This is a genomic window from Lactobacillus sp. W8172, assembly GCF_016102055.1.
Taxonomy (GTDB): Bacteria; Bacillota; Bacilli; order Lactobacillales; family Lactobacillaceae; genus Lactobacillus; species Lactobacillus apis_A.
On record NZ_JACFPG010000001.1, the window covers coordinates 650004 to 674170 of the forward strand.

Genomic DNA, 24167 nt, shown 5'->3' on the forward strand with positions numbered 1-24167 from the left:
ATTAATCTTTGGATTAATCTTTATCTGTATAAAAATCTTTTAATCTATATGTTGTGACAGGTTCAACATAATAATTATACTTAGCTACTAAATCACAAATTTCTTCACCGTCAATAAGCGTAATAATTCTTGTTCCCTGGCGAGCAGTTTTAATCGCTCCACGTGTAAAGCCAGAATTGGTAATGAAAATGCCGAATTCAGCATTATACTTGTCCATTGCACCTCTAAATTTGTCAATTTCGGGAGCTGGTACATTAGCCTGCCATCTTTTTGCCTGGAGTGCAACTCTAGTAGTACGGTAATCGTTTGACCTAACATAGCCAAAGCCATCGAGACCACCGTCAGAAGCATAATTGACACCAATTGTATCGTCAACATCAATTCCCATCTTGGTTAATAGGCCCCGGCAAAAAAACTCAAACTTTTTGGGATTCATTTTCATTAAAACGTCAAGTAGATCTTGTCTCCATTGGTCTTCATCTGTATCTTCATCATTCATATCTTTAGCTGAATCAACTTCGGCTAGACTCTTTTCTTTCAACTCTTGAGAATTATTATCTTCCAAAAAAGGACGAACATCTTTTTCAGCATCAAAAGAAGACAAGTCGACATTGCGTCCTTTTTCAGTCAACTCCAACACTCGGTTGTCCTCAGTATTTATAAAGCCAGTTAAAATCAAATACTTAACTGCAAAATTCATTGAATAGTAAAATGGATGATACTGTTTACCAGTTTTGCGCGAAACACGAGTTTTATCAACTTCGTCTTCAGAGAAGACATCGGAACTATCACGAATTTCATTACGTATATCTTGCCTCGTTACTTGACCGCCTATCTTATGCATCGCAATCAAAACTTCTTTCATTGCCGCATTCTCATTATTAATTTGTTGATTGGCCATTCGTTTTGTTCCTCTCACTTAGATAACAATTCTTATTATAATTTGAAATCTATATATACTCAAATAGACTTTGTATGAAAGATTATACTAATTAGGTATATTCATGCTTTCCAATCAAGTAAAAAGCACCAGGAAATCGATAGCTTGATGCTTAAAATACATTCATTTTTTATAGAAAACACTTTTTTAAAACCATACTAGTTTATTAATTGATCAGTCTTCAGATTCTAACGGCTTGATCTTGGTATTATAGATTACCTTAACTTTTTCGCGTACCTCAGTTTTCCAGCTGAGCCAATTTTTCCACTTACTATCAGGATGATTCTCTTTATACCTATCAAAGTATCTCTTACTTACTAAATCTCCCATTCCTTTTGGATTAGCTTCGTCTGGTTTAAAATTGTTAACAACATAGTTCAAATTGTCATAGTCGAGTCCGAAATCGTCCGCTAGCTCGCCTAAGATTTTTTCATTTTTTTGCTTTATAGAGTTTGCCAACACATCTTCAACTTTTTGATCCATATACTTTTGAGGGTTATCTTGAACATCTTGCCAAATAGAACGAATTTGGTTTGCCCGTGACTCATTAGTTTTGGCATATTGGTCGATATAGTCGACAACTTGTGTGGTTTCGTTTTGATCTTCAGATTTTTGTGATTCACTTACCTGCTGATTAGCTGTTGAAATATAATCTTGAATAAGCGACATAATATAGCATTCATCTACTTCTTTAATGTGAATAGATTCAAGCTCATAATCTTCGTCAATATCAAGGTCTACAGGATCCTCTTCACTTTTATTATCTGCTTTTAACGCATCAATAACATTTTGGTACACGCCTTCTAAAGTACTTTCTATTTCAGGAGAAATATCATTAATATTAATTTGTTCTGAAACAGGAAGTTTATCTTGTTTATCCAACTCATCATAGGTCTTAATAGCAGCAAGAGCCTGATCATATTTTTGAAAGGCTTTAATAAATTCCTTCTGGTCTTTTTTAGGCGCATCAATGATGGTGTCCAATATCTGGGGGATATTAACATATTTGTCCAGTTTCTTACGTGCCTGTACATAATGTTGCCGTGATGTATTCCAGTCTGGAGCAAGAACACCATCACTACCACCATTAGCATAAAGTGTTAATGCGTTATCTATCGCTTCACTATATTGATCCGGATATTGAAAAGTTACAATTTGGCCCCATTTTTTACCATCATCATAAATACGGTTTGTTCTTGAGAAAGCTTGTATTAGATTTTGAGCATTCATTGGTGGACGATCAAGATATAACGTGGACAATTTCGGAGCATCAAATCCTGTCAATAAACGATCAACTACGATCACAATATCAAGCTGTTGATCTCGTGTTTGATATATTTTGTTTTTACATGCAAGTCGATCATTTACATTGCGGTTATAACTGCCAAGCTCTGACATAGAAAAATGTGTATTAAACATTTTATTGTAGTCATCTAGAGCTTGTTTCATTTCTGCCTGATTGGCAATTGATTCTTCCTCGTTTTGAGAAATTGAATATGTGATAGCTATTCGAGGAAAATCTGGTGCCACCTTTTGAATACGATTAGGAACTTCACCATTGACAATTGCCTCTTTAAACAAGTGATAGTACTTCTGCGCTTGTTTAATAGAAGAGGTTGAAAACAGTGCAGAATATCTGTGACCATTGCTAAGTCCTTGCTTACGATAAGCTAAAGCTAAAACTTGCTTGACCACTGCCTTCATGTGAGCATCTGTGAGATAAATATCATCGTTATCCGTTTGATTTGAATTTCCTTCATTATCAATTTTAAAGCCTAATACTTTTTTATCATGAATTGCGTCTTCGATCGTATATTTGTGTAAAATCGGACCATAAAGTTGCTCAGTGGTGCGAGCATCTTGTCCGTTTTCAGACCGTGCATTTTCTGCAAAAATAGGCGTCCCAGTAAAGCCATACCACAATGGTTGACGATTAAAAAATCTATCAAGTTCCCTTTTCTGAGCTGGCGTAACTGCTCGATGACATTCATCAACAATAAAAGCTAAACGTAAGTCTTTTAGTTTTTCATATTTTTTAGCAATTTCAGGTGAATTTTCCATTCGCTTAAAAATAGTTTGCAGTTTCTGCCTAGTGGTTACAATCACATTACGATTACCATCGCCTAATTGCTTAGTCAATTCAAAACTATTCGCGGTTTCATCAACATCAATAGTGTCATTATTTGCATAAGTCTGAAATGCAGTAACAGTCTGCATGTCCAAGTCTTTGCGGTCAATTAGAAAAATCGTCTTATCAATAGATGGTATTTGTAATAAATTACGTGCAACTTTATACGAGGTTAAAGTTTTACCTGAACCTGTAGCGTGCCAAATAAAGCCAGACTTTCCCTTACGCGATTCTTTGAAAATTGCTTGTATTGCTTGAATTTGGTACGGGCGCAAAAGGATAATTCTTTGAGCATTATCATCTAAAGCTGTATAGTCAGCAATCATGTGATGCGCCATCGGAATAGACAGGACTTCACGCGCAAATTCCAAGTAATTATTAACTTGCTGTCTGTCATGATCAATCCAAGAAATCAAAAAATTAGGGCGTAAATTTTGCCCAGCAGCAATATACTGAGTATTGGTACCATTAGTAACAACAAACATTTCTACAAAGTTATAAATATCACCAAATTTATCTTCGTCTATATACTTTTGTATTTGACGAAACGCATCCATAAAGGGAAAATTCTGTGTCTTCAATTCAATATGAATTAAAGGTAACCCATTAATCAGGAGAGTAACATCAAAGCGCCTATCTTGATCAAGCGGTGACAAGCTCGACTTATTGACTTCTACTTGATGAACAACTTCATAAACGGAAGTTCCACCGGCAATATTGGTATTATCTAAAATTAATAAATCAGCATCTGGCAAAGAAGAATCATCACGCTTTAAGTGATGCCTAACCTGCCTGTTAGCACCAGCCAAAAACTTAGCAGCTTGGTAAAAATTAGGCTTAGTTATTTGCGTACGAATGCTTTCTTTTTCATTTTGTGTTAGTGGAACGTCATGAAGTTGATCGCGATTATTATCTTCAAGAATCTGGAAAAAGTTAGCCCATAATTGCGGAATGGTTTTTAAATCTTCACGTAAACGCCATTGATTAGCCTCTTTAGTTAAATGATCAATTAAATTTTTTTCCATTTGGGCTTCTTTAACTTTGGTTACTGCCATCCTTATCTCCTTTCCCTGTTATTCAACAAACATATTTTGTAAAAGACACTTTTTAATTTGTTGAAAATTTTGTAATTTCTTATTTTCTAGTTCAATTAATTGATCAACTTTAGATAGGAGGTTGCCGATTTTTTGTTGTTCAGATAATTGAGGCACAAGTTCAACCTGTTTTTTATAATCAGAGAAATAAATATGAGGAATACCTGAACCTACTTTATACTTTTTAAAATTCAATTTCTTAAAGACATAATAATCAAAAGCTATATCTGAATTATGCGCACCTAAATATCCCATGGTACTCAAAACTGATGTTCTTGCTGGTAATAATTTTACTGCACCTACATTAGAACCATCTTTTATAATTGCTATATATTTTTTATCCATGTCAAAGCTATTGCTATAATATTGTCTCCCTGTTGCATCATATACCGAATAGAATTTTTTTTCTTTTTTTTGTTTTAAATCTTTTACCGAATAGGTCGAATTAGAATACTGTACAATTTTTCCGATTCTAGTTTTTTTCCAATCTTCTTCAAACCCCTTGAATCGAAATTCAGGTATTTGAGCATCATGCCTAGGAAATAGCGTTTGTAACAAAGCCTTTTTTAGCAGCTCCAACTTGTCAATCTTTTGCTGCTGCAAATCAAGTAACTTATCCAACTTAGTGAAAAAATCACCTATTTTTTGTTGTTCAGGGTAATAGGTTATATATTCTGATAAATTAGATAAATCAGTTGCATGAATATGTCTTATTGTAGTTCCAGAAACCATTCGTAAAATATCTTTATAATTCCTATTTATTTGATAGGACATAAATACATTGGATAAACTCGTTTTTAAAGTACCTATTATTATATCTCCACCAGCTTTAACTCCGTTTTTTACGAGTGCAGATGTCCTAGCCAAGCCATTTGGAGTCACATCAGATGATGGAAATAAAATTGAGTTATTACTTATCAATTTGCCTTGATTTATTGTAGACCAGTGTCTTACATTTTTAATAACTTCAGAAAATTTGTATAAATCAGAGTAGTGAATAACTGGAGCACCAATATTTTTTACATTAAGGTATTTTTTAGACAATCCGCTTCCTTTATACCAAGTTACATAATTTTTTAACTGAATTTTTTCCCAATTACTTTTAAACCCATTAAATCTTATATTAGGTACAGCTTTATGTTCATTCATTTTTCATCAAACCTTACTAAAGAATATCCTTTAATTGATCTAACATCTTTTGAGCATCTGAATCAGTACCAACCAAATCATCCAAAGAATGCTTAATTTCATCAATTGTTTCTTTTTCTTCTTTTGTAATGCCAACCATATCTGCAACTAGTTTTTGCACATCAACCGGTGGCTCTTCTTCAAAAGTATCAACGTAGCGTGGAATATTTAGATTAAAATCATTTTCTTTAATCTCATCAAATTTTGCCAAATGAGCATATTTTTCAACATCTTGGCGTGCAGAATATGTAGTTAAAATACGGTTTATATCCTCTTCACGCAATTTGTTTTGCGTTTTAACCTTTTCAAAACCTTTAGAAGCATCAATAAACATGACATCACGGTCTTGCTTATCTTTTTTAAGTACGACAATCACTGTTGGAATGCCAGTACTATAAAACAGATTTGCTGGCAAGCCAATAATTGCATCAATCGCTCCATTTTCAAGCAGCTTTTGTCTGATTTTACCTTCAGCACCGCCACGGAAAAGAACGCCATGAGGCAAAACTATAGACATCACACCGCTATGCTTTAAATGGTAATAACCGTGAAGTAAAAAGGCATAGTCAGCTTTTGATTTAGGTGGTAAAACTCCATAAGGAGAGAAACGAGGATCATCTAAAAAACCCTTGTTTGCTGACCATTTTAATGAATACGGTGGATTCATAACAACTGCATCAAAGTTATTGGCTTCCTCTGCTGGCCAATCTTCGTCCAAGGTATCGCCATTACGCAAATGCCTGTTTGCTTGGTCAATGTTGTGCAAGATTAAGTTCATTTTGGCTAAATTATACGTAGAAGTATTGATCTCTTGTCCATAATAAGTAACTCGGTCGTGAGCTGAACCATATTTTTGAAAGTTTAAGAGCAAAGATCCTGATCCCATAGCAGGATCATAAACTGTCATTCCTGCTGAATAATCCTTACCAACTAGGGTCAAGCGAGTTAACAACTCAGAAACTTGTTGAGGTGTATAAAATTCACCAGCTTTTTTGCCAGATTCTGAAGCAAACTGGCTAATTAGATACTCGTAGGCATCTCCTAGACTATCACCCGGAGCTTTAACTAATTCTATTTTACCAATTGCTTGAATAACTCCAGCTATACTATCTGTTCTTTTTTGTGCAGTACCTCCTAAGCTTTTGGAATATAAATCATAATCGTCAAATAACCCTTCAAAATCTTGATCTGAGCTTTCTAGTTTATTAAAAGCATCACCTAACTGATTAACTTGGAACGTATGATTGTTAACCGCTTTTAGAATACTATTATATGTGTACTCCGGTTCAATTACGTAGCCCAATGATACACGTAACTCATTAACTAGCTCCGTATGATCGGCATTATCTTCATAAATTTTTTGAGCTTCATCTAATGTTCCATCTGGTTCGTCAGACAGTAATTCTAAAACGTTGTATAGCATACGATCAGATAAATATTTATAAAAGACAGTGCCTAATAAATAGTTTTTATATTGACTCGCATCCATCTTCGATCGTAATGAATCTGCTGCACTGAACAATCCTTGTTGTAAACTTGTCGTTGTATTTGACACTGTTTATCCCCCAATTTATCTATTTCGAATTTTTAGTCCTTAGTCTTTTATTAACAACCTTGGTTTTGAATTTATTTAGTTAACTTATTAGTTACTACCTAATTGTACCATTTTGAATTTTTCAATCAGAAAGTTTAAATAGGCTTATTTCTTGAGAATTTTTCTATTTTCTCGTACTAAAGCAATGGAAAAGATAATTTCAATTCCCATCATTGTCAAAGCCAAAATTGCTGGCTCAAAGTTTAATCCAATGATTAATGCTATAAAAGGTATCAAAATTGACAAAGCAAAATAAACCTGAGATCTATAAAGCCAACTATATGGTAATAAATGTGCACCAAAAATAATTGCTAATATCATAAGCATTTTTTCTGGTATAGTTGGATAAATCCACATGGCAATTAGCAAATACAGTACTTGGTTAACAGAAAATAATATTCCTAACTCAGTCAATGGATTACTTTTGTTTTGAAAATCAACATTAATTAACTTAGAAACAAAGTAAGATAACGGCAGCAATATTGCAGCACAAACAAAAGTAAAGAGGTTTTTCGTTAAAATTGAAATAGGCAATAAGTGAATAACCGCAATAGCTAACCAAATAATAATGGAGGCTAATATTATATGTAGACCTCTTTTTTGTTTTAGAGCACAATCCAATCTCAGCTCATCAATTGTTTTCATCATCTTCATTCCTTATTTACTACAATGACTTAATAGCATTAACTATTTGTTTTTAAAAGAACATCTATCAAGATGGTCATTCACCATCCCAACAGATTGCATAAATGCGTAAACTGTTGTTGATCCAACAAACTTAAAACCTTGTTTCTTTAAATCTTTACTCAATTTATCTGATAATGGTGTACTTGCTGGTACTTCTTCGGTGCTCTTCCAAGAATTAATAATAGGTTTATTATTAACAAATGACCAAAGGTATTTGTCCAAAGAACCGTATTGTTCACAAACATCGTAATATGCATGGGCGTTGCTAATAGCTGCATTAATTTTCAACTTATTCTTGATAATTCCATCATTTTGTAAAAGCTCTGCCTTCTTCTTATCGTCATAAGTAACTAAAGCTGCAGGATCAAAATCATCAAATGCTTCGCAGAGAGTTTCTTTTTTAGCTAAAATTGTTGTCCAGCTCAGTCCTGCTTGCTTTCCTTCCAAAACTAGCATTTTAAACAACTGTCTATCGTCATGTACAGGAATTCCCCATTCTGTGTCATGATATTCCTGCTCTATTTTATTCTTTGTTGCCCAATCACAACGTTTAATTTCCTGTGTCATCTATAAGTAATCCCCATCTTCTTTTCTTAACATAAATAGTTAAAACTAATCTCATTTTAAATTATACTTTAGTATATTCATGTGCTCAAACTATCTTTTAATTCTAAAGTCAAAATCCAATATTCCCACTTTTCCAACCACTATTGACACTTTTCCAACCATTTGAGGTATTACCAAATAAAAGCAAAATTTATCAATTATACTGGGTAGCAGAAAGGAGCTTAAACATGAAAATTAATTGTCACGTTGATCCCAACTTAAAAGAAGAGCACGGTGAGTTGTGGCTCAGAAAAATCACACCCGAGATCAATGATTTTTTACAAAAATTAGCACAAAGTGATGATGCAATCTGGTGTCATTACCAGTCACAGATTATTCCAGTTAAGTATCAAGACATTTATGCTTTGGAAGTAGCCAACCGTGATATTTCAGTTTTCACTGAAAAGCAACAGTTATCTTATAATGACCGCTTATCAAATCTAAAAACTGATTTGCCCAGTTACTTCATTGAAGCATCCCGTAGCGCTGTCTTTAATTATCAGCATATCGATCACCTTGAAATACTTGATAACGGATTAATTGATGTTGTTTTAACCAACAATCATCGCGTACAAATTTCTCGCAGGAATATTAAAAACTTGAAAGAGAGGTTAGGAATATGAAAAACGTTAAAAGATTTATCTATTATTTATACATGTCTGCTACTGAGGGCATCTTCATTGGTTTGGTAATTTCGATTATTTGTAATTACCTATCACGAAGCTCTAGTTACGTTCCATCAGATCCTTCTTTTACGTCAAAATTTAGCAATTCGCTTGATGCTTTTACCGTCTCAGTCATTCTATGGGCGGTAACTGGAGCGCTATTCGGATTTGGTAGTTTTATTTTTAGTATTAGCCAATGGTCATTACTAAAAAAGACGATAGTTAACTTCTTTACCTACTACCTTGGCTTTGTTCCTTTAGCCCTCTTAGCTGGCTGGGTTCCATTAAACTTGATTAACTTATCAAAATTTACTGTAGTTTTTATCCTGATCTATATTATTATCTGGTATTGCAGTTACCATAAAGCTGTAAAAGACGTTAAAAGCATTAACAAAAAAATCAAAGAAAAGTAATTTAATTACAAAATAAAAAAGGTTGAGCATTTATATTACAACGCTCAACCTTTTTTACTTGTGTTTTTCAAAGTAATTTAGCCAAAAGTCATCATGATTCCTTTAATGTCTTAAGTGATTCTTTCCTGTCTTTAATTAAGTCAAAGTTAATACAAATCGATGCCTTTTTGGTGCAAATTATCCAAACAGATTTGTAAATAAGTATCATCATGCTCTGGATAAATTGGATCAGTCCATGGAATAGCTGGTAATGTTTCATACCTAGGGCAATATTGCCCGCGATAGTATGGATCAAACCAATTAAGATCAGGATGGTAATGGCGTCGTTGCATTTCAGCTAATACTAGTAGATGAAACTGGTACAGCTTATACGGCGAATATTGGAAAACATAATTAACAGTGGCATGATTTTTGCCCCATCCTCGGCCTCGTAAAGCTGTAATTTCACGATGTTGTCCTAATAACTGCTGCCTAGGCAACCGCCAAAGTAAATCTTGATGCCATAATCTCATGATTTTTCTTTGCACTCCTGAATTAAACGTGAGTTCAATAAATAAGAAACTTGATACTTTTCAGTTAAATGTTTTAAAAATGGGCCCAAATCATTATTTTGGGGCGATAATTCTTGTAATAACTGTAAATAGGTTTGCTTTTCTATGGTTGTCGCAATCTTCTTAAAGTAGCCCCAAACATGTTGGTAAGCATTGGTTAAAGTTTTAACTGTTGGTGTTTGACCTTCAGCCTTTTCTAATAAGCGTTCGAATTCAGCATTCTTTTGAGCTGACCACTCGTTATCTTTAGCTAGTAGTCTAATCTGCTCATAACATTGCTGCGATCGTGCCATCACCCAATATTTGTTGTAGGCCCATTTTTCCTGCCATTTATCCATTTTGATAGCCTCAGTCTTTCATGAATTGTCTCCGTCTTTATAATTGAATTTCATCTGACTGAATTTTATAGCTAAACACCGTTTAGATACAAATGATAGGAACTAAAGTACAACAGCTTAACCTATAATTACGTATAAACTAGGTGGGAACAATTTCATCATTTAAAGCAGTAACCATGATTCGTGCAGAAACAGTCTGATCTGCATTTCGGACAACATTATAAGTGCTATCTACAAATGAAACCAATGTTACTGAAAAACTATGAAATAAAAAAAGACCGCCTAAGCCGTCTTTATAAACTCTAAAATATATGTGAATAAAAATCTATTATTGGAACATCATTTTCAATGAGAAAATTCCCCATTCCTGTTTCAATATCTTATCTTTAAGCCAACTATCTTCAATACCTTGAAGCGGAAATATTAACAGAAATGATTCATCCCATTCCAAATTCAATTTATGAAGGATAATTCCAGAAGTAGTATATTTCCATCCGTTACTATTACTTTTTGGTTTACCATCAGTTGTTTCATCGTAAACCTCTGAACTTGGTGGTATATCAAAATTATAGTCATTGCTTGCAGCTACAACACCTAACTGCCCATTTTTCGCAAATTTCATCCAAATTACATGTTTGGGTTTATTCAAAAGATTCTCTACTAATCCAAACTGGTCTTTAAATTTCTTCTTATTTATTTTTACTGTCTTATCATCTCATCGTTATCAACAGAAAAATTGGTAAACTTAGGGTTGTCAACAGGTTTTAAACCATTACTTTGTAAAAATATGAATTGGTTAGATTAATAAATTTATCTACCGTCTTAGGCACCTTATTTAATTGCTCTTCTGCCTTAATAATTCTGCCAGTTTCTCGAAAATGTACTGAAAGCTTCCCTCTTTTCTAGAAGTTTTTTCGGAATTTACTTATGTTCAGCACCTTTAACCCATTATAACCGATAACTCAAACTAAAGACGCAAATAATAATTCAACCCCACTTGTATCAAATTATCAATAAATAGCTTTGACTTTCTGTTTGCTAATGGATATGAATTGATTAACCAAAAATTCAAATGGATAAAACTAAAAATCATCTAAATTATCGTGTGCTTTTCAAAATTTGCTTTATTTCTATTAATTCCAAGTTCACAGATATCTTGGACACATACAACATCACGTTCCCAAAATATTAGCATTCTTTAAACTAAAATTCATCACAGTCTTCCTCTCCAAAATTCTGAAAATCCTTCCAGAGTATAAACTTCACAATTATCGAATTCTTTTCAACCTGCTTGAGTTCATCTAACACATTTTTCAGCCCCTCTTGCTTAAAGCCAAATAAGCTTGTCACATACATAATGTAAACCAATAAATCTATCATGTAATAACTGGTCAATCTATTATTCGCAATATAATATCCCAAGATTTCAGCTTGGTCAGTATATTCACAACCATATTTAGTGCTTTAATCCCTTTATGCTGTAATTCGTCAAGTAAGACTAAAGCAAAATTCGGTTTAGTCTTCCATCTTTTGAATAGTGATAAACATAGAAAAGTAGCTTCTAACCATCAGCTTACTGTTTTACATTTATTGTTCTTAAACAATAAATGTTACAAGCAATTGTTTGAAATACAAAATTTATGTCTCAGTGAAATCTTTTAATACGTCTTGCGTTCTTAAATGAGTAAGTAAAATTTTTACTTCTTTAATTTTTTCTGGTAAATACTCTGTTGCAAGATCGAGATATACCTCAGTAAATGTTTGTCCTTCATTTGGCATTATTAGAGCGTCATACGTTTTTTGAGCTCTATTAGATAGAATCATATGGTAAACAAATTGTTTATGATTCAATCCATAAATGTTGTTATAGTATTTAGAATCAAAAATATACTGTGCTTTTTTACTTTCGTCATAATAATAATGATCTGGTTGTAAGGTATCATTTTTATGACCAGAAACATTATTGTAGTTCTTCAATACCAGCTTCTTAAAACTAAACCTATTCACTTTCTCTGGTATCCCAAAAATCAGCTTATTATCCTCTATTTTAACAAAATGATTATTCAGATAATTTTCTACTGCTTTTTCCCAAACATTATTGAAATGGTAATGCTTAATATCTCTAACGTTGTTTGGGTTATCATTAATACCTCTAAAAAAATTTATCAAATCATCCAAAAGTTTTTTATCTATATCTTTAAAGATTTCTCTCCTCATTATTCCTAATTTGAAGATAACGGCTTCTTTATTTTCCCTTAATAATCTTTCAACACCACGTACAGCGATAGCTGAATTATCTGGTAAATCTAGCAAATCACCAAATATTTCTTCAGTATAATTAATTGCAAAAACCATACAATTAGTAATAAAATCTTCATCACTTATATGTTGTCGAACGAAAAATGGAAAGAAAACCAAATTTCCATTACTAATTACCTTTTGAGATTTATGAATTGTGTCTTTCCAAGAAATCTTACCACTATATCCCTTCTTTATATTTCCTCTTTTTTTCATATATAGACCATATTTTTGAAAATAATTATAAATATTAAAAAAAGAGCTAAAAGAAAAAGAAGTGTTTAGATCATCTTTTTTTCTAAATGACGAATAAGCGGGATTCAATTCATAGCTTACAATTGTCTTTAAAATCAAACGGATATGTTTTAGTTTATCCGAATTAGGTAATTGATTAAATTCATCCAAATTTATATAGTGTTTTGGAAATGAAACCAATATAGATGTTCCTCTTCGTACAACACCACAAAAAGAGCTAATTCGTTCGAAGTTAGCATTTTTATCTACATCCGCAAATGTAAGGTGGTATTTATTAACAATGTTATCTGGGATCACTGCCCCTTCTTGAATGGCAACAATATTAATATTACTCATTATTTTCACTAGTATTTTTCTCTTTGAGCTGCAATAAATTCAAAAACGAATCAGAAAATATAGTTTTTTTATTTTCATATCTAGAATACAACGATGAAAAACTTCGAATTTTTCCCGAAAATAAATTTTGATCAGATGTTATATTTGACACTACTGCAACGTCTTCCCATAGATATTGCAACAGTTTATTTTTAATCAGGTTGTTATTGTTTTCAAGGTTCTTCTCGTAAGATAAGGATTTATCTGTTGAGAATTTAATAAAGTATGGACCTATCTGCTTGTCTTCACTCAATTTAAGGTTATTAACGATATAATCATTTAAAGTTTCAAAAAAATCTTCCCATAATATCCATCGTTCATTTTGATCTTTATCAATAAACGATAATTCTGGATTATTATCAAAATCCTTTTCAGGAATAGTTGATACATATCTCCACTCAAATCTTCGCTTAAATGCCGTATCCATTGCATATACATTCTGGTCACTAGTATTGACTGTGCCGACAATCATCAAATTATACGGTAGGTATATCTTAGTTTTATATTCGTCAGCAAAAATATACTTAGCTATAAGTGGATTATCAATAGCGTATTCACTATTTCCATCTTTATCACGATCCAGAAGTTGGAATAAATCACCAAACACTGCCGCAATATTTGTCCTACTCATTTCCTCCATAACTAAAAAGACAGGGTGATCCTTGTTTTCGAAGGCAATTTTTAGTATTCTAGTAAAATCACCTGGCTGAAAATCATAACTAATATCTTTTTCGCCTGACTCGTTTGAGGATGATTTAACAACTGGCATTATTTGTCCAACAAAATCTGAATAAGTATACTCTGGATGTAGAGTAATCCTTTCTACAAATTCATTTCCAGCTTTTGGATCATAGTCATTTATCCCACTTTCTTTAATCAATTCGGTTAAACCATAAGACTTACCAGTACCTGGAGCCCCATAATAGATAATATTTTTCCCAAAACCATCTAAAGAAGATATATCATCCATACCCTTTACTGTTTTTTGTTTGGCCAACTCAGAGTTCAAATCCACATTTGAAATACGTAGATTTGTTTTAACTCTTTCAGCATAGTTTTTAATGCTATCTGTAGAAGAATCTTTTAATTTCACATGACCTTTCTTTTTTTTACTAACCTTTAAAAATGGTTCAGTATCATCTTTTATTGCTGCTGTTATTATACGTAAAGGACCCTTTACTTCTTCATCACCCGAAATATTAATTAAACTGCCTTCACCATTTTCACCTATTGCTTCATAGATGCCATTTTTCTGAAAAATAATATCATTATCATTTTTAACAATCTTAAAAGCTGTTTGATCTGATAAAAGAGAAAGAATTTTTAATAGTTTTTTTTCACCTTGGTTTATTTGATCATCACTCAATTTCTTATCAAATGAAGTGTCACCCTTTGGCAAAATCCATCTGATCAACACAGATTTCAACAATTCTTCCTGTCCAAGAAAAGAGTCTATAATCAAATCCAGATTGCTTGTGTATGTAATTATTTTGGGATATCTCTTATTCCCAGTTCTCTCTTTTGAATTAGGCAATTCATTGTCTTCAAAACTAATAGCTGCTAATCTCCACACTAATTGAAACGCTACTTGAATTTGTTCCAGCTGTGCAGTTAGTAATTCGAATTTACTAATAAATGAAGAAAAATCATTACGAGATTGGACGTTGTTTAAATTGGGTTTAATATAGTCATACAATCTTTTTAGATAGTTTCCTTTTAAGACAATACTATCGCCTCGGGATTCAAAAAAACTATATCTATATAATTTATCATTGGCCATCCACAAAAGAACAAGTAATCCTAAATTTCGTTTAGCATTTTTAAACGAGGATTTTATTCCCAATCTCGCATTGACAGGATTTGACCTTGATATTTCTTTAGGATAAATGTCATCACTCATAAACTTTATATATCTCCTTTATAACATAAAATTTGTTCTGCTATCTTTTTTGCTAGTATAGGTGGTACAGCATTACCAACTTGTTTCATTTGGGAACTTTTTGTTCCATAAAATACGACTGTATCAGGAAATGATTGAATCCTTGCTGCTTCTCTAACTGTAAGTGCTCTATTCAAAAAGGGATGTGTGAATCTTCCAGAACTTGGTGTATCAAATCTAGTAGTTATTGTTACGGATTGTTGATCTTTAATTATTCGGCCCCATGTACCACTGTAAATTGACTTAGTTAGCTCTTCCTTCGGCAAATTAGTTCTATCACCATTTTCTGGAATTAATTTCATACGATTTATGGCTCTTTCACTATGCTTAGTTGCCTTGTGATTATATAAGTAATGAGAGTTCTTTCTTAGCTTTTTCTCATATTCTGTTTTTGCTGGAAATCGGTATTCTTGCTTAAATTTACCTTCCCCACTATTTAAAAAAGATAAATCGCTAATTGCATCCCATGTATTTACTTTGATTTCCTTTTTAGGTGGAAATTTTATCTTTATATCACCCAAAGCTCCAATTATAATCGCCCTCCTTCGATTTTGTGGTACTCCGTAGTCAGTTGCATTTAATACTGACATATTGACCAAATAACCCATATCTGAAAAAATATCATCTATTTCTTTCCTAAAGTAACCATCTGAAGTTGTTAATAGATTTGGAACATTTTCCATTACAAAAAATTGTGGGCGAACGTAATCTACAACTTTAGCAAAATACCTAAAAAGATAATTCCTGGGATCTTTTAAGCTTAGCCTTTTCCCTTTTTGACTAAACCCTTGGCAGGGTGGTCCACCCAAAACGACATCACAATTTCTGTATTTTTTAAATACAAAAGGTATATCCATTTTTGTGATATCTGCATTAATCATTACCGTGTTAGGATTATTTTTCTTATACGATTTTGCAATCTCTTCATCAATTTCATTAGCTATAACCACATCATATCCAGCTTCTCTAAATCCCTCAGATAGACCACCTATCCCCGAAAACAAGTCAATTACTTTCATCTCATTCACCTACATATCAAGTCTTTTCTAAACATCATTCATGTTATCTATTCTTTTTGCGGCAATATCAAAATATCGTGTAGACAGCTCAATGCCCACAAATTTTCTATTCATACCAACCGCTGCCACTCCCGTCGAACCACTGCCCATAAAAGGGTCTAAAACCACATCGCCTTCATTCGACAATAATTCCACAAAATGTCTCATCAGTGCTACTGGCTTTTGTGTTGGGTGCTTTCCATATTTTTTTTCACTATTAGGTGTCACACTAGTTTGAACAAAATCAAGTTCTAATTTACCATCATTGTTAAATGTTCCGGTTTTACCGTCATTAATGAAATATATCCATGACTCATTGGAATTAACAAAATGTAGGTTCATGTTTCTAGGCATTGGATTAGTTTTATGCCATATACCCGTAGTTTTGTAGTAGAAACCAGCTGCATTGGCCACATCAACTATGCTTTCAACCTTCAGTGCTGACATAAATGTTAGTAACGTGCCTTTGTTTTTTAATACCCTATGCGCTTCCTGAAAAAATAAAGACATGTTTTTAATCCATTCTGTATAGTCATCATTGTCCCAGCCAGCTCCAACAAAGAAATTTTGTCTCATACGGTTCAAATTTGCCTGTCTGTTTTGCATAAATTTTCCAATATTGTATGGTGGATCGGTTAATATCAAGTCAACACTATTATCTGGCATCGACTTCATTGATAACAAACAGTCGCCTTTTATTAATTTGAATTTTTTTTCCACATTCTGCTCCATTTTCACATTTTTTTTATTTCCATAATGTCGTTAATATTGCAATTTAAGGCTTTGCATATCTTTAATAAGACCTCAGTCGTAACGTTTCCACCTTTTGCTAACTTAGCAATTGATGCTGAGCTAATTCCACTCTTATCTCGTAGATCCTTCTTTTTCCAGCCACGGTCAATCAATAACTTCCATAGTTTATTATAACTGAAATACATATTTTCACTCTCCATAAAAGTACACAGTTTAATAATACAATATTTATTACTCTATGAGAAACTTTTTTATGCGTTCGCAAATTCCTGCTTAAATTTAAAACTGACATCAGATAATTTTCAGTACTAGTTCCTTAAATTAAACTACACTTACATTTTCTCGATCCAAAGGCCTTGAGATATTGATTTCAGGTTGTTAGATTTTTTGCATTTTTTAGATTTAAACTTACTACCATCGTGTATATCTGCCAATCCTGCTTTATAGATAAATAATATGATCTTATGAAATCGATAGTTCCATTCTCTTCTATACTAACCACAATCACCTTTTTACAATACTCTCGAATATATATCTATCAACTTTATCAAGAACTTGGCTGTTTAGCAAAAGCTTATTGTTCTTTATTCACCACTCTCAAAACTACTTGAAGGAATCATCAAGAAAACTTGAAAGATGAGTATAGAAAAAAAGACAGTAGCGCAAACTACTGTCTTTCATAGAAGTATTTAAAAGATAGAATACAGAATACTATATATTTTATATAGCAGTTATCTTTATATTACTTAAAGTTCATTATTTAGGAAATCCTAAATAAATCGCAAAAAGAACTAATAACACTCCTACTGCAATCAAAATTTTATACCAAAAGTTTCTCTTTCTACGAATAATTCCTAAAGCTATTAAAAAAATACCTATTAACATTGAAAAAATCATTACATAAAAGCCCATTTTATTCTCTCCTTTTGCCAATTGTAATTTCTACTGATTTCTTATCATATCTCGGAAACTACTTTATTTTTTTATATTTAAGCAACAATCATAGATATAATCATTTAGTTCAGTACTATGTATATTATTATTAAAAATTCCAATTTACTACTTCTCGCAGCAGAATTAACAATAAATTAACAATACTAGTAGTGTTATCATAGTAAGCAGCTCTTGAAAGCTCATCTATATATTATTCCTGTTGATTTTATTAACTTAATTTTGTTACAAAAAAACGCTTTTTAAAAAAGCGTTTTTATAAAGTATTGATATGCCAATAGCTACTTTTACTTTAATATTTGATTTTTGTTTGTTGTTTTGCCACTTACTAGGTCTATAAACAACAACACATTAAATCTCTTTATTTCGGATTTAATCGTCTTTGCTTATAAAAGTGTTTAAAATCAAAGGTTTATAATTCTAACGTCGCTCCAGCACCGTCACAGCTTCAACATGAGGTGTCTGTGGAAACATATCAACTGGATCAATGCGCTCAAAACTATAGCCATGCTCCTGCAATTCTTGCAGATCACGAATCATTGTTGCGGGGTTACATGAGATATAAACAATCTTCTTTGGATTTGTTTTAACAGCGGCATCAATAAATTCTGAAGTCAAACCCTTTCGAGGTGGGTCAACAAAAATCACATCTGTTTTCATCCCTTTGGCTGCCCACTTAGGCATTACCTCTTCTGCCTTACCAGCAACATATCTAGCATTGTCGATATTGTTCAGTTCAGCGTTGTTATTGGCATCCTTAACAGCATCACGGACACTTTCAATTCCTCTAACTTCTTTAACATGCTTGGCAACAGTCAAACCGATGGTACCAATTCCTGAATATGCATCGACGACTACATCATCGGAAGCCAGTTCAGCCTTTCTGATGGCTAAATCATATAAACGTGGTGTTTGAAGTGAGTTAATTTGGAAGAAACTCTCAGGTGAGATTCTAAACTTCACATCATCAATTTGATCAGTAATCTGTGGTTTACCAAAAATTAAGTAATCTACCTTACCCAAGATAACGTTGGTCTTCTTTGGGTTATAATTCAATACTAAGCTAGTGACACCATCAATTTGTTTAATAGCCTCTGCTACTTTTGGTAACTGTGGAAAATCTTTATGCAAGCAAACTAAAATCACCATGATTTCACCGGTAGCCTTGCTCCGACGAACATCTAAATACCGTACTTCACCTTTGTTGTGCACTTCATCATATGCAGGGACGCGGTACTGACGCAATATATCTCTAACGGCAACCAAAACACGGTCAATTTCTGGATCAGTGGTAAAGAAATTAGTTAGTGGCACTAAATCGTGCGAATGACGTCTGAAAAAGCCGATTTCAAGTTGTCCATTAACTTCTCTTACCGGAACCTGTGCCTTGTTACGGTAGCCCGTTTCTTCAGGACTAGGCAAAGTTTCACCTACTTCTACATCATCTAAGTGTGCCTTTTTCAATAAGTTCACTACTTGGTTACGTTTGAACTCTAATTGCTTATCATATTTGATATGTGCTAAAGATGCTAACCCTGTTTGAACCCACTGGTTAAGTTCAATGTTTACTCGATCAGGACTTTCCTTTACAATTTCTTCAATTTTAGCAAAAGCAAAGTTCTTTTTGACCTTTAAAATTTTGGCTTTAACTGTCTCACCTGGCAGGGCATTAGTGACAAAGACAGTCATGCCTTCATAATGGGCTACACCCATTGCTTCATATGATAAGTCAGTTATTTCTAAGTCGATAATTTGATTTTTTTCCATTTTTTGTCCTTTTTTACAAACAATAATTAACATAACTATTTTACTAAAAAAACTGGTTAAAGTAACGGCATTGGTCATTCTTAACATTGATTTAATTTACAGCAAGATTGCTTCACTCTTTACTCAAACTGTGTTAGGTTTATTATTAATCTTATTTATAGAGAGGACGTTAATTATGAACGATTTTGATACTAATTCAAATAAGCGACAAATTCACAGTATTTCTGAAACCAACGGCTTTTTAACCAAAATGTATTCACTAATGGCTGTAGCCGTATTGATTTCGGCCTCAGCAGCTTACTTAACAATGACCGTTTTCAGATCTGCAGTAATGAATATGCCTGTAGCTATGATGTGGCTCATTTTGCTAGTTCCACTTGGTTTATCAATGGGAATTAGTTTTAATGCTAGCCGTAGTCCGATTGCTAGCATGATTATGTTGGCCATTTTATCTATTATCTATGGTTTTGAGTTTGCATTAATCGCTGGTTTTTACACCGGCTCTCAAATTACTACTGCTTTTGTTTCATCAGCAGCTGTCTTTATTGCAATGGCACTCTTCGGTACATTTACCAAGAAAGATCTATCTAATTGGAATGCCTATCTGGGTGCAGCTTTAACTGGCTTTTTAGTAGCTTGGCTTATTAATATGTTTTTAAACAGCCCAGCAGTTACATACGTATTTTCATTTATTGGTGTAATTATTTTTACTGGTTTAGTTGCTAGTGATGCTAACAAAATGAAAATCATTTATAGCCAATACGGCAATCAAGTTTCAACTAATGGCTTAGCTGTTCTTGGCGCATTGCAGCTCTACCTTGATTTCGTGAACATCTTCATGTTCTTATTAGAAATTTTTGGTGGTAGCGGCAATAGCAGCAATAACTAATTTGAAGCTAACCTAACTATTTAAAGACTTTGTCACTTAAACAGGTGGCAAAGTTTTTTTATGTTCCAAAAACTCCATATACAATTATGATGAGTAAATCGCTATTTTTCTTTAATATTTTTCTTAATATAGCTTGAATTAAGTCTCTAACACTCCTATACTTTTAACATATATGTTAAATTATATAAATATTTTTTATAAGACTAATTAAGCAGGAGGTTACAATATGATTGGTTGTAGTAGTTTTACACTGGAAACAAAGGATCATAAACACCTATTGTCACGAACAATGGACTTTATGATGGAAATGGCAGAACAAGTTGTCTTTGTTCCAAAAAACAAAACTTTTGCCGTCTCTTATGATGACAAAGAAGAGATCACTAGTAAGCATGCTTTTATCGGTATGGGCAGCATTCAGGAAGTTGATAATGCACCAGTAACTTGTGATGGCGTTAACGACGCTGGTGTTACTGCTGGTGTCCTATACTTCCCTGGCTATGCAAGCTATAAGGAAAAGGCTACAGACAACACTTGGGCTGTTTCACCAGACAAAGTAATTTCAGCTGTTTTGTCTCAAGCTGCTTCACTTGCGGAAGTTAAAGAGTTATTTGATGAGAAGATTTCAATTGTTAATGAAGCTAGCGTAACTTTGAAAGTAGTTCCACCATTACACTTCATCTTCTCCGATACCTCAGGCAAGAGCTTAATTGTTGAACCAGAAAAAGATGGCGTTCATGTTATTGAAGACTCAATCGGTGTTATGACTAACAGTCCTGATTACCACTGGCATGAAACTAATTTACGTAACTACCTATCTGTTCAGCCAAAGCAACATGAAGACATTGAATTTTTGGGTAAAACATTGAAACCTTTCAGTCAAGGTTCAGGAACATTTGGCTTACCTGGTGACTTTACGCCAGTTTCACGTTTTGTCAGAACAGCTTTCATGAAGAACAATGTTGAGCAACCAGAAAATGAACTTTCAGCAGTTACTCTTTCTCACCATATTTTGGAATCTGTTAGCATCCCTCGTGGAATTGTTGTTACTACTGACGATACCTTTGACTATACTTGCTACACTGCTTATATGTGTGCTGAATCAAGAAGTTACTACTACGCAACTTACGGTAACCAACGAATCAGATGTGTAAGATTAACTCCTGAATTGGAAAAAGAAACTGATTATCGTGAATTCAAGGTTCAACCAAAAGAAGACATTGATTACGCTAATTAATTAAAAATAAGCAATAAAAAAGATCGCTCGTTTATGAGCGATCTTTTTTTGTATTTGCGTTTTATTCTCCAACAAAGAATTCAATTCGTTGCTGTAAATTTTTAAAAGTAACTGGACAGTAATCACCAATTTCACCATCAAGATTGACTGGTAACTTTTGTCCTAAGCTTTTACCTACCAGCTCAATCTTTAAGCTACGGGTTTTAGTGTAAATAATATCTGGATCATCAACGTGCTTACCATTCATGGCTAAAGCCATCAGTTTCAACAATTTAACTGGCTCAGATGGCTTAACAATAATCAATTGAAACAGTCCGTCACTAAGCTCTGCATCAGGCATAATTTGTTCAAAGCCACCAATTGAATTGGTCATACCCAATAATAGCATTGATAATTTACCTTCATACACACCAGCATCATAGGTAAGACGTAGTTCATTTTCAGTCAAATGAGGTAACATCTCTGCTCCCTTGATTAGGTATGCAGTATAGCCCAAAGCTGATTTAACTTCGGAAGGAACATCGTAAGTTAGTTCTGTTAACGAGCCACAAGCGGCGATATTAACAAAATACTGTCTATCCTCACCAAATGTTGCTTCCCCGATATCCATCTTACGGGTTTTGTTGTTGAGAATGACCTTAGTTGCACCTGATATACTATCACGCGGTATGCGCAATGCACGAGCATAGTCGTTAGTTGTTCCTGCAGGAATAATCGCCATTTTTGGACGTTGTTCCAAAAAGGCAATCCCATTAACAACTTCATTGATTGTGCCGTCACCACCAGCTGCAACAATTAAATCAAAGCCAGCTTTGGCTGCACGCGTTGCTTCTTTTTGAGCACTTTGCTTTTCAGGTGTTGTTCGATAAGCACTTGCTTCATAGCCTGCTTGCTCTAACACGTCTAAGATGTCAGCGACATTCTTGGGCATCTGTTCGTGACCAGATACAGGATTATAGATTAATCTTGCTTTTTTAGTCATAGTTACTACCTTATTACTTAAAAATTGACATTAACGTTTTTGCAATTCATCGTTTAGCAATTGGTTAATCACTTTAGGATTGGCTTTACCACGAGTTTGCTTCATGATTTGACCAACTAAGAAGCCAATTGCACGATCCTTACCGTTCTTGAAGTCTTCAACGGATTGTGGGTTGTTATCAACGACTTCCTTAACCATTGGTTCCAAGACACTGGTATCAGATAACTGAACCATTCCTTGATCTTCAACATATTTCTTCGGATTAGTTCCATTAGCAATTGTTTCAGCAAAGACCTTCTTAGCAATCTTGGAAGAGATGGTACCATCTTTAATCAACTTGATCATTGCTGCCAAGTTTTCTGGAGTCAACTTAATGTCAGCAAGTTCAACACGGTTATCATTTAGGTAACCATTAACTTGGGTGTTCATCCAGTTGGCTGCTAATTGAGGATCAGCACCGGCAGCAACAGTTTTATCAAAGAAGTCAGAGCTTTCCTTTGTTTGAAGAAGAACATTTGCGTCATATTCCTTCAAACCGAATTCATTGACGTATTGGTTGTAACGTTCTTCAGCCGAACGAGGTAAGCTGGACTTAATTTCTTCAATCCACTCGTCACTGATGTGATCAGGTGCAATATCTGGTTCAGGGAAGTAACGGTAATCTGCGTCACCTTCCTTAACACGTTCCAAAACAGTTTTACCAGTTGCTTCATCAAAACGACGAGTAGAAATTTGAACACGACCACCCGAAAGCAAAACTTGAGCTTGACGTTTTTCTTCGTATGCGAGTGATTTACGTACGTGTTCAAAAGAGTTAAGGTTCTTCATTTCGACCTTGGTACCAAGTTCCTTTTGACCGGCAGGTCTAATTGAGATGTTGGTATCAACACGCATTGAACCCTCTTCCATCTTAACGTCGGAAGCACCAGTGAATTGAACAATTTTACGCAATTTTTCCAAATATGCATAACCTTCATCAGGATCAGAAATTTCAGGTTCAGAAACAACTTCTAGTAGTGGAACACCTTGACGGTTTAGGTCAACATATGAAAAACCATTAGTTCCGTGAGTGTTCTTACCGGCATCCTCTTCGATATGCATTTCGTGAATACCGATACGCTTCTTCTTACCGTGTACTTCTATTTCAACATAGCCGTCACGCGCAAGTGGTTGGAAGAACTGTGTAATCTGATATGCCTTTGGACTATCTGGGTAGTAGTAGTTCTTTCGGTCAAAGTGTGTTGTTGGCAAAATATGTGAGTGCGTTGCTAAAGCAACCATAATTCCCAAACGGTAAACATCTTTATTAACGTATGGTAAAACACCAGGCATACCCCAGTCGATTACATTGGTTTCTGTGTTAGGCTTTGCACCATAACTAACTGGTGAAGGTGAGAAAATTTTACTCTTAGTTTTTAATTCGAAGTGGACTTCGAATCCAATTGTTGATTTAAAGTTCATT

General features: G+C 33.8%; 22 protein-coding genes. 4 read left to right on the plus strand and 18 right to left on the minus strand.

Going from position 1 to position 24167, the window contains the following annotated elements; translation table 11 throughout:
• Positions 1–13: 13 nt before the first annotated feature.
• The 6 genes from H3R21_RS02990 to H3R21_RS03015 all read right to left on the minus strand — a co-directional run bounded on the left by H3R21_RS02990 (position 14) and on the right by H3R21_RS03015 (position 8198).
• Complete coding sequence (locus H3R21_RS02990; protein ID WP_198182907.1) at positions 14–901, minus strand: Mrr restriction system protein; 888 nt, start codon at positions 899–901, stop codon at positions 14–16.
• Positions 902–1114: 213 nt separating this feature from the next.
• Positions 1115–4123 (minus strand): DEAD/DEAH box helicase family protein, encoded by a 3009-nt coding sequence (locus H3R21_RS02995; RefSeq protein WP_198182909.1) that lies wholly within the window; start codon positions 4121–4123, stop codon positions 1115–1117.
• A gap of 18 nt (positions 4124–4141) precedes the next feature.
• On the minus strand, positions 4142–5311 hold the full coding sequence (locus H3R21_RS03000; protein WP_198182911.1) for a restriction endonuclease subunit S: 1170 nt from the start codon (positions 5309–5311) through the stop codon (positions 4142–4144).
• A 16-nt stretch (positions 5312–5327) separates the two neighbouring features.
• A complete protein-coding gene (locus H3R21_RS03005) occupies positions 5328–6905 on the minus strand; it encodes a type I restriction-modification system subunit M (protein WP_198182913.1) in 1578 nt (525 codons plus the stop codon).
• Between the two features lie 144 nt (positions 6906–7049).
• The gene (locus tag H3R21_RS03010) at positions 7050–7592 is read right to left on the minus strand and encodes a hypothetical protein (RefSeq protein WP_232352289.1); all 543 of its coding nucleotides are present in this window, start codon (positions 7590–7592) and stop codon (positions 7050–7052) included.
• Positions 7593–7631: 39 nt separating this feature from the next.
• Positions 7632–8198 carry a DNA-3-methyladenine glycosylase I gene (locus H3R21_RS03015; protein WP_198182915.1) on the minus strand — a complete coding sequence of 189 codons (567 nt, stop codon included), beginning with the start codon at positions 8196–8198 and terminating at the stop codon, positions 7632–7634.
• A gap of 227 nt (positions 8199–8425) precedes the next feature.
• Between H3R21_RS03015 and H3R21_RS03020 the strand changes: the two genes are divergently transcribed.
• Together H3R21_RS03020 and H3R21_RS03025 are read left to right on the plus strand one after the other, a co-directional pair.
• A complete protein-coding gene (locus H3R21_RS03020; RefSeq protein ID WP_074425640.1) occupies positions 8426–8860 on the plus strand; it encodes a LytTR family DNA-binding domain-containing protein in 435 nt (144 codons plus the stop codon).
• Positions 8857–9315, plus strand: a complete 459-nt coding sequence (locus H3R21_RS03025) for a DUF3021 domain-containing protein (protein ID WP_232352290.1) — start codon at positions 8857–8859, stop codon at positions 9313–9315. The genes H3R21_RS03020 and H3R21_RS03025 overlap by 4 nt, the downstream gene beginning before the upstream one ends.
• Before the next feature lie 146 nt (positions 9316–9461).
• Here the strand turns inward: H3R21_RS03025 and H3R21_RS03030 are convergent, their stop codons facing one another.
• The 10 genes from H3R21_RS03030 to rlmD all read right to left on the minus strand — a co-directional run bounded on the left by H3R21_RS03030 (position 9462) and on the right by rlmD (position 19600).
• Positions 9462–9827, minus strand: coding sequence for a TIGR02328 family protein (locus tag H3R21_RS03030; protein ID WP_198182917.1), 366 nt, complete (start codon positions 9825–9827; stop codon positions 9462–9464).
• On the minus strand, positions 9824–10204 hold the full coding sequence (locus H3R21_RS03035; RefSeq protein WP_198182919.1) for a YbgA family protein: 381 nt from the start codon (positions 10202–10204) through the stop codon (positions 9824–9826). The genes H3R21_RS03030 and H3R21_RS03035 overlap by 4 nt, the downstream gene beginning before the upstream one ends.
• A 328-nt stretch (positions 10205–10532) precedes the next feature.
• Complete coding sequence (locus H3R21_RS03040; RefSeq protein ID WP_198182921.1) at positions 10533–10853, minus strand: hypothetical protein; 321 nt, start codon at positions 10851–10853, stop codon at positions 10533–10535.
• 989 nt (positions 10854–11842) lie between these two features.
• Positions 11843–13102: an LlaJI family restriction endonuclease gene (locus H3R21_RS03045; protein WP_198182923.1), complete on the minus strand. Its 1260-nt coding sequence runs from the start codon at positions 13100–13102 to the stop codon at positions 11843–11845.
• Positions 13086–15032: an AAA family ATPase gene (locus H3R21_RS07455; RefSeq protein ID WP_232352291.1), complete on the minus strand. Its 1947-nt coding sequence runs from the start codon at positions 15030–15032 to the stop codon at positions 13086–13088. Before H3R21_RS07455 ends, H3R21_RS03045 begins: the two co-directional genes overlap by 17 nt.
• Positions 15033–15037: 5 nt before the next feature.
• Entirely contained in the window at positions 15038–16090 is a 1053-nt protein-coding gene (locus tag H3R21_RS03055) for a DNA cytosine methyltransferase (RefSeq protein WP_198182925.1), read from the minus strand.
• A 27-nt stretch (positions 16091–16117) separates the two neighbouring features.
• The gene (locus H3R21_RS03060) at positions 16118–16804 is read right to left on the minus strand and encodes a site-specific DNA-methyltransferase (protein ID WP_198182927.1); all 687 of its coding nucleotides are present in this window, start codon (positions 16802–16804) and stop codon (positions 16118–16120) included.
• A 59-nt stretch (positions 16805–16863) separates the two neighbouring features.
• Positions 16864–17067, minus strand: coding sequence for a helix-turn-helix transcriptional regulator (locus H3R21_RS03065; RefSeq protein WP_198182929.1), 204 nt, complete (start codon positions 17065–17067; stop codon positions 16864–16866).
• Positions 17068–17638: 571 nt separating this feature from the next.
• On the minus strand, positions 17639–17815 hold the full coding sequence (locus tag H3R21_RS03070) for a DUF3953 domain-containing protein (protein ID WP_198182931.1): 177 nt from the start codon (positions 17813–17815) through the stop codon (positions 17639–17641).
• Between the two features lie 438 nt (positions 17816–18253).
• Positions 18254–19600: a 23S rRNA (uracil(1939)-C(5))-methyltransferase RlmD gene (rlmD, locus tag H3R21_RS03075; RefSeq protein WP_198182933.1), complete on the minus strand. Its 1347-nt coding sequence runs from the start codon at positions 19598–19600 to the stop codon at positions 18254–18256.
• A 175-nt stretch (positions 19601–19775) separates the two neighbouring features.
• On the opposite strand from rlmD, the gene H3R21_RS03080 reads away from it, so the two are divergent.
• Positions 19776–20489 (plus strand): Bax inhibitor-1/YccA family protein, encoded by a 714-nt coding sequence (locus H3R21_RS03080; RefSeq protein WP_198182935.1) that lies wholly within the window; start codon positions 19776–19778, stop codon positions 20487–20489.
• Positions 20490–20715: 226 nt separating this feature from the next.
• On the plus strand, positions 20716–21723 hold the full coding sequence (locus H3R21_RS03085; protein WP_198182937.1) for a choloylglycine hydrolase family protein: 1008 nt from the start codon (positions 20716–20718) through the stop codon (positions 21721–21723).
• Positions 21724–21784: 61 nt separating this feature from the next.
• On the opposite strand, the gene H3R21_RS03090 is transcribed toward H3R21_RS03085, so the two are convergent.
• Positions 21785–22705, minus strand: a complete 921-nt coding sequence (locus H3R21_RS03090) for a diacylglycerol kinase family lipid kinase (RefSeq protein ID WP_046306347.1) — start codon at positions 22703–22705, stop codon at positions 21785–21787.
• A 30-nt stretch (positions 22706–22735) separates the two neighbouring features.
• Complete coding sequence (gene gatB, locus H3R21_RS03095; protein ID WP_198182939.1) at positions 22736–24166, minus strand: Asp-tRNA(Asn)/Glu-tRNA(Gln) amidotransferase subunit GatB; 1431 nt, start codon at positions 24164–24166, stop codon at positions 22736–22738.
• Between the last annotated feature and the right edge of the window lies 1 nt (position 24167).

Bases quoted from the DNA above. Each gene is read 5' to 3' on its own strand.
- H3R21_RS02990 (WP_198182907.1), bottom strand. From the start codon at position 901: ATGGCCAATCAACAAATTAATAATGAGAATGCGGCAATGAAAGAAGTT.
- H3R21_RS02995 (WP_198182909.1), bottom strand. From the start codon at position 4,123: ATGGCAGTAACCAAAGTTAAAGAAGCCCAAATGGAAAAAAATTTAATT.
- H3R21_RS03000 (WP_198182911.1), bottom strand. From the start codon at position 5,311: ATGAATGAACATAAAGCTGTACCTAATATAAGATTTAATGGGTTTAAA.
- H3R21_RS03010 (WP_232352289.1), bottom strand. From the start codon at position 7,592: ATGATGAAAACAATTGATGAGCTGAGATTGGATTGTGCTCTAAAACAA.
- H3R21_RS03015 (WP_198182915.1), bottom strand. From the start codon at position 8,198: ATGACACAGGAAATTAAACGTTGTGATTGGGCAACAAAGAATAAAATA.
- H3R21_RS03020 (WP_074425640.1), top strand. From the start codon at position 8,426: ATGAAAATTAATTGTCACGTTGATCCCAACTTAAAAGAAGAGCACGGT.
- H3R21_RS03025 (WP_232352290.1), top strand. From the start codon at position 8,857: ATGAAAAACGTTAAAAGATTTATCTATTATTTATACATGTCTGCTACT.
- H3R21_RS03030 (WP_198182917.1), bottom strand. From the start codon at position 9,827: ATGAGATTATGGCATCAAGATTTACTTTGGCGGTTGCCTAGGCAGCAG.
- H3R21_RS03035 (WP_198182919.1), bottom strand. From the start codon at position 10,204: ATGGATAAATGGCAGGAAAAATGGGCCTACAACAAATATTGGGTGATG.
- H3R21_RS07455 (WP_232352291.1), bottom strand. From the start codon at position 15,032: ATGAGTGATGACATTTATCCTAAAGAAATATCAAGGTCAAATCCTGTC.
- H3R21_RS03055 (WP_198182925.1), bottom strand. From the start codon at position 16,090: ATGAAAGTAATTGACTTGTTTTCGGGGATAGGTGGTCTATCTGAGGGA.
- H3R21_RS03060 (WP_198182927.1), bottom strand. From the start codon at position 16,804: ATGAAGTCGATGCCAGATAATAGTGTTGACTTGATATTAACCGATCCA.
- H3R21_RS03065 (WP_198182929.1), bottom strand. From the start codon at position 17,067: ATGTATTTCAGTTATAATAAACTATGGAAGTTATTGATTGACCGTGGC.
- rlmD (WP_198182933.1), bottom strand. From the start codon at position 19,600: ATGGAAAAAAATCAAATTATCGACTTAGAAATAACTGACTTATCATAT.
- H3R21_RS03080 (WP_198182935.1), top strand. From the start codon at position 19,776: ATGAACGATTTTGATACTAATTCAAATAAGCGACAAATTCACAGTATT.
- H3R21_RS03085 (WP_198182937.1), top strand. From the start codon at position 20,716: ATGATTGGTTGTAGTAGTTTTACACTGGAAACAAAGGATCATAAACAC.
- H3R21_RS03090 (WP_046306347.1), bottom strand. From the start codon at position 22,705: ATGACTAAAAAAGCAAGATTAATCTATAATCCTGTATCTGGTCACGAA.
- gatB (WP_198182939.1), bottom strand. From the start codon at position 24,166: ATGAACTTTAAATCAACAATTGGATTCGAAGTCCACTTCGAATTAAAA.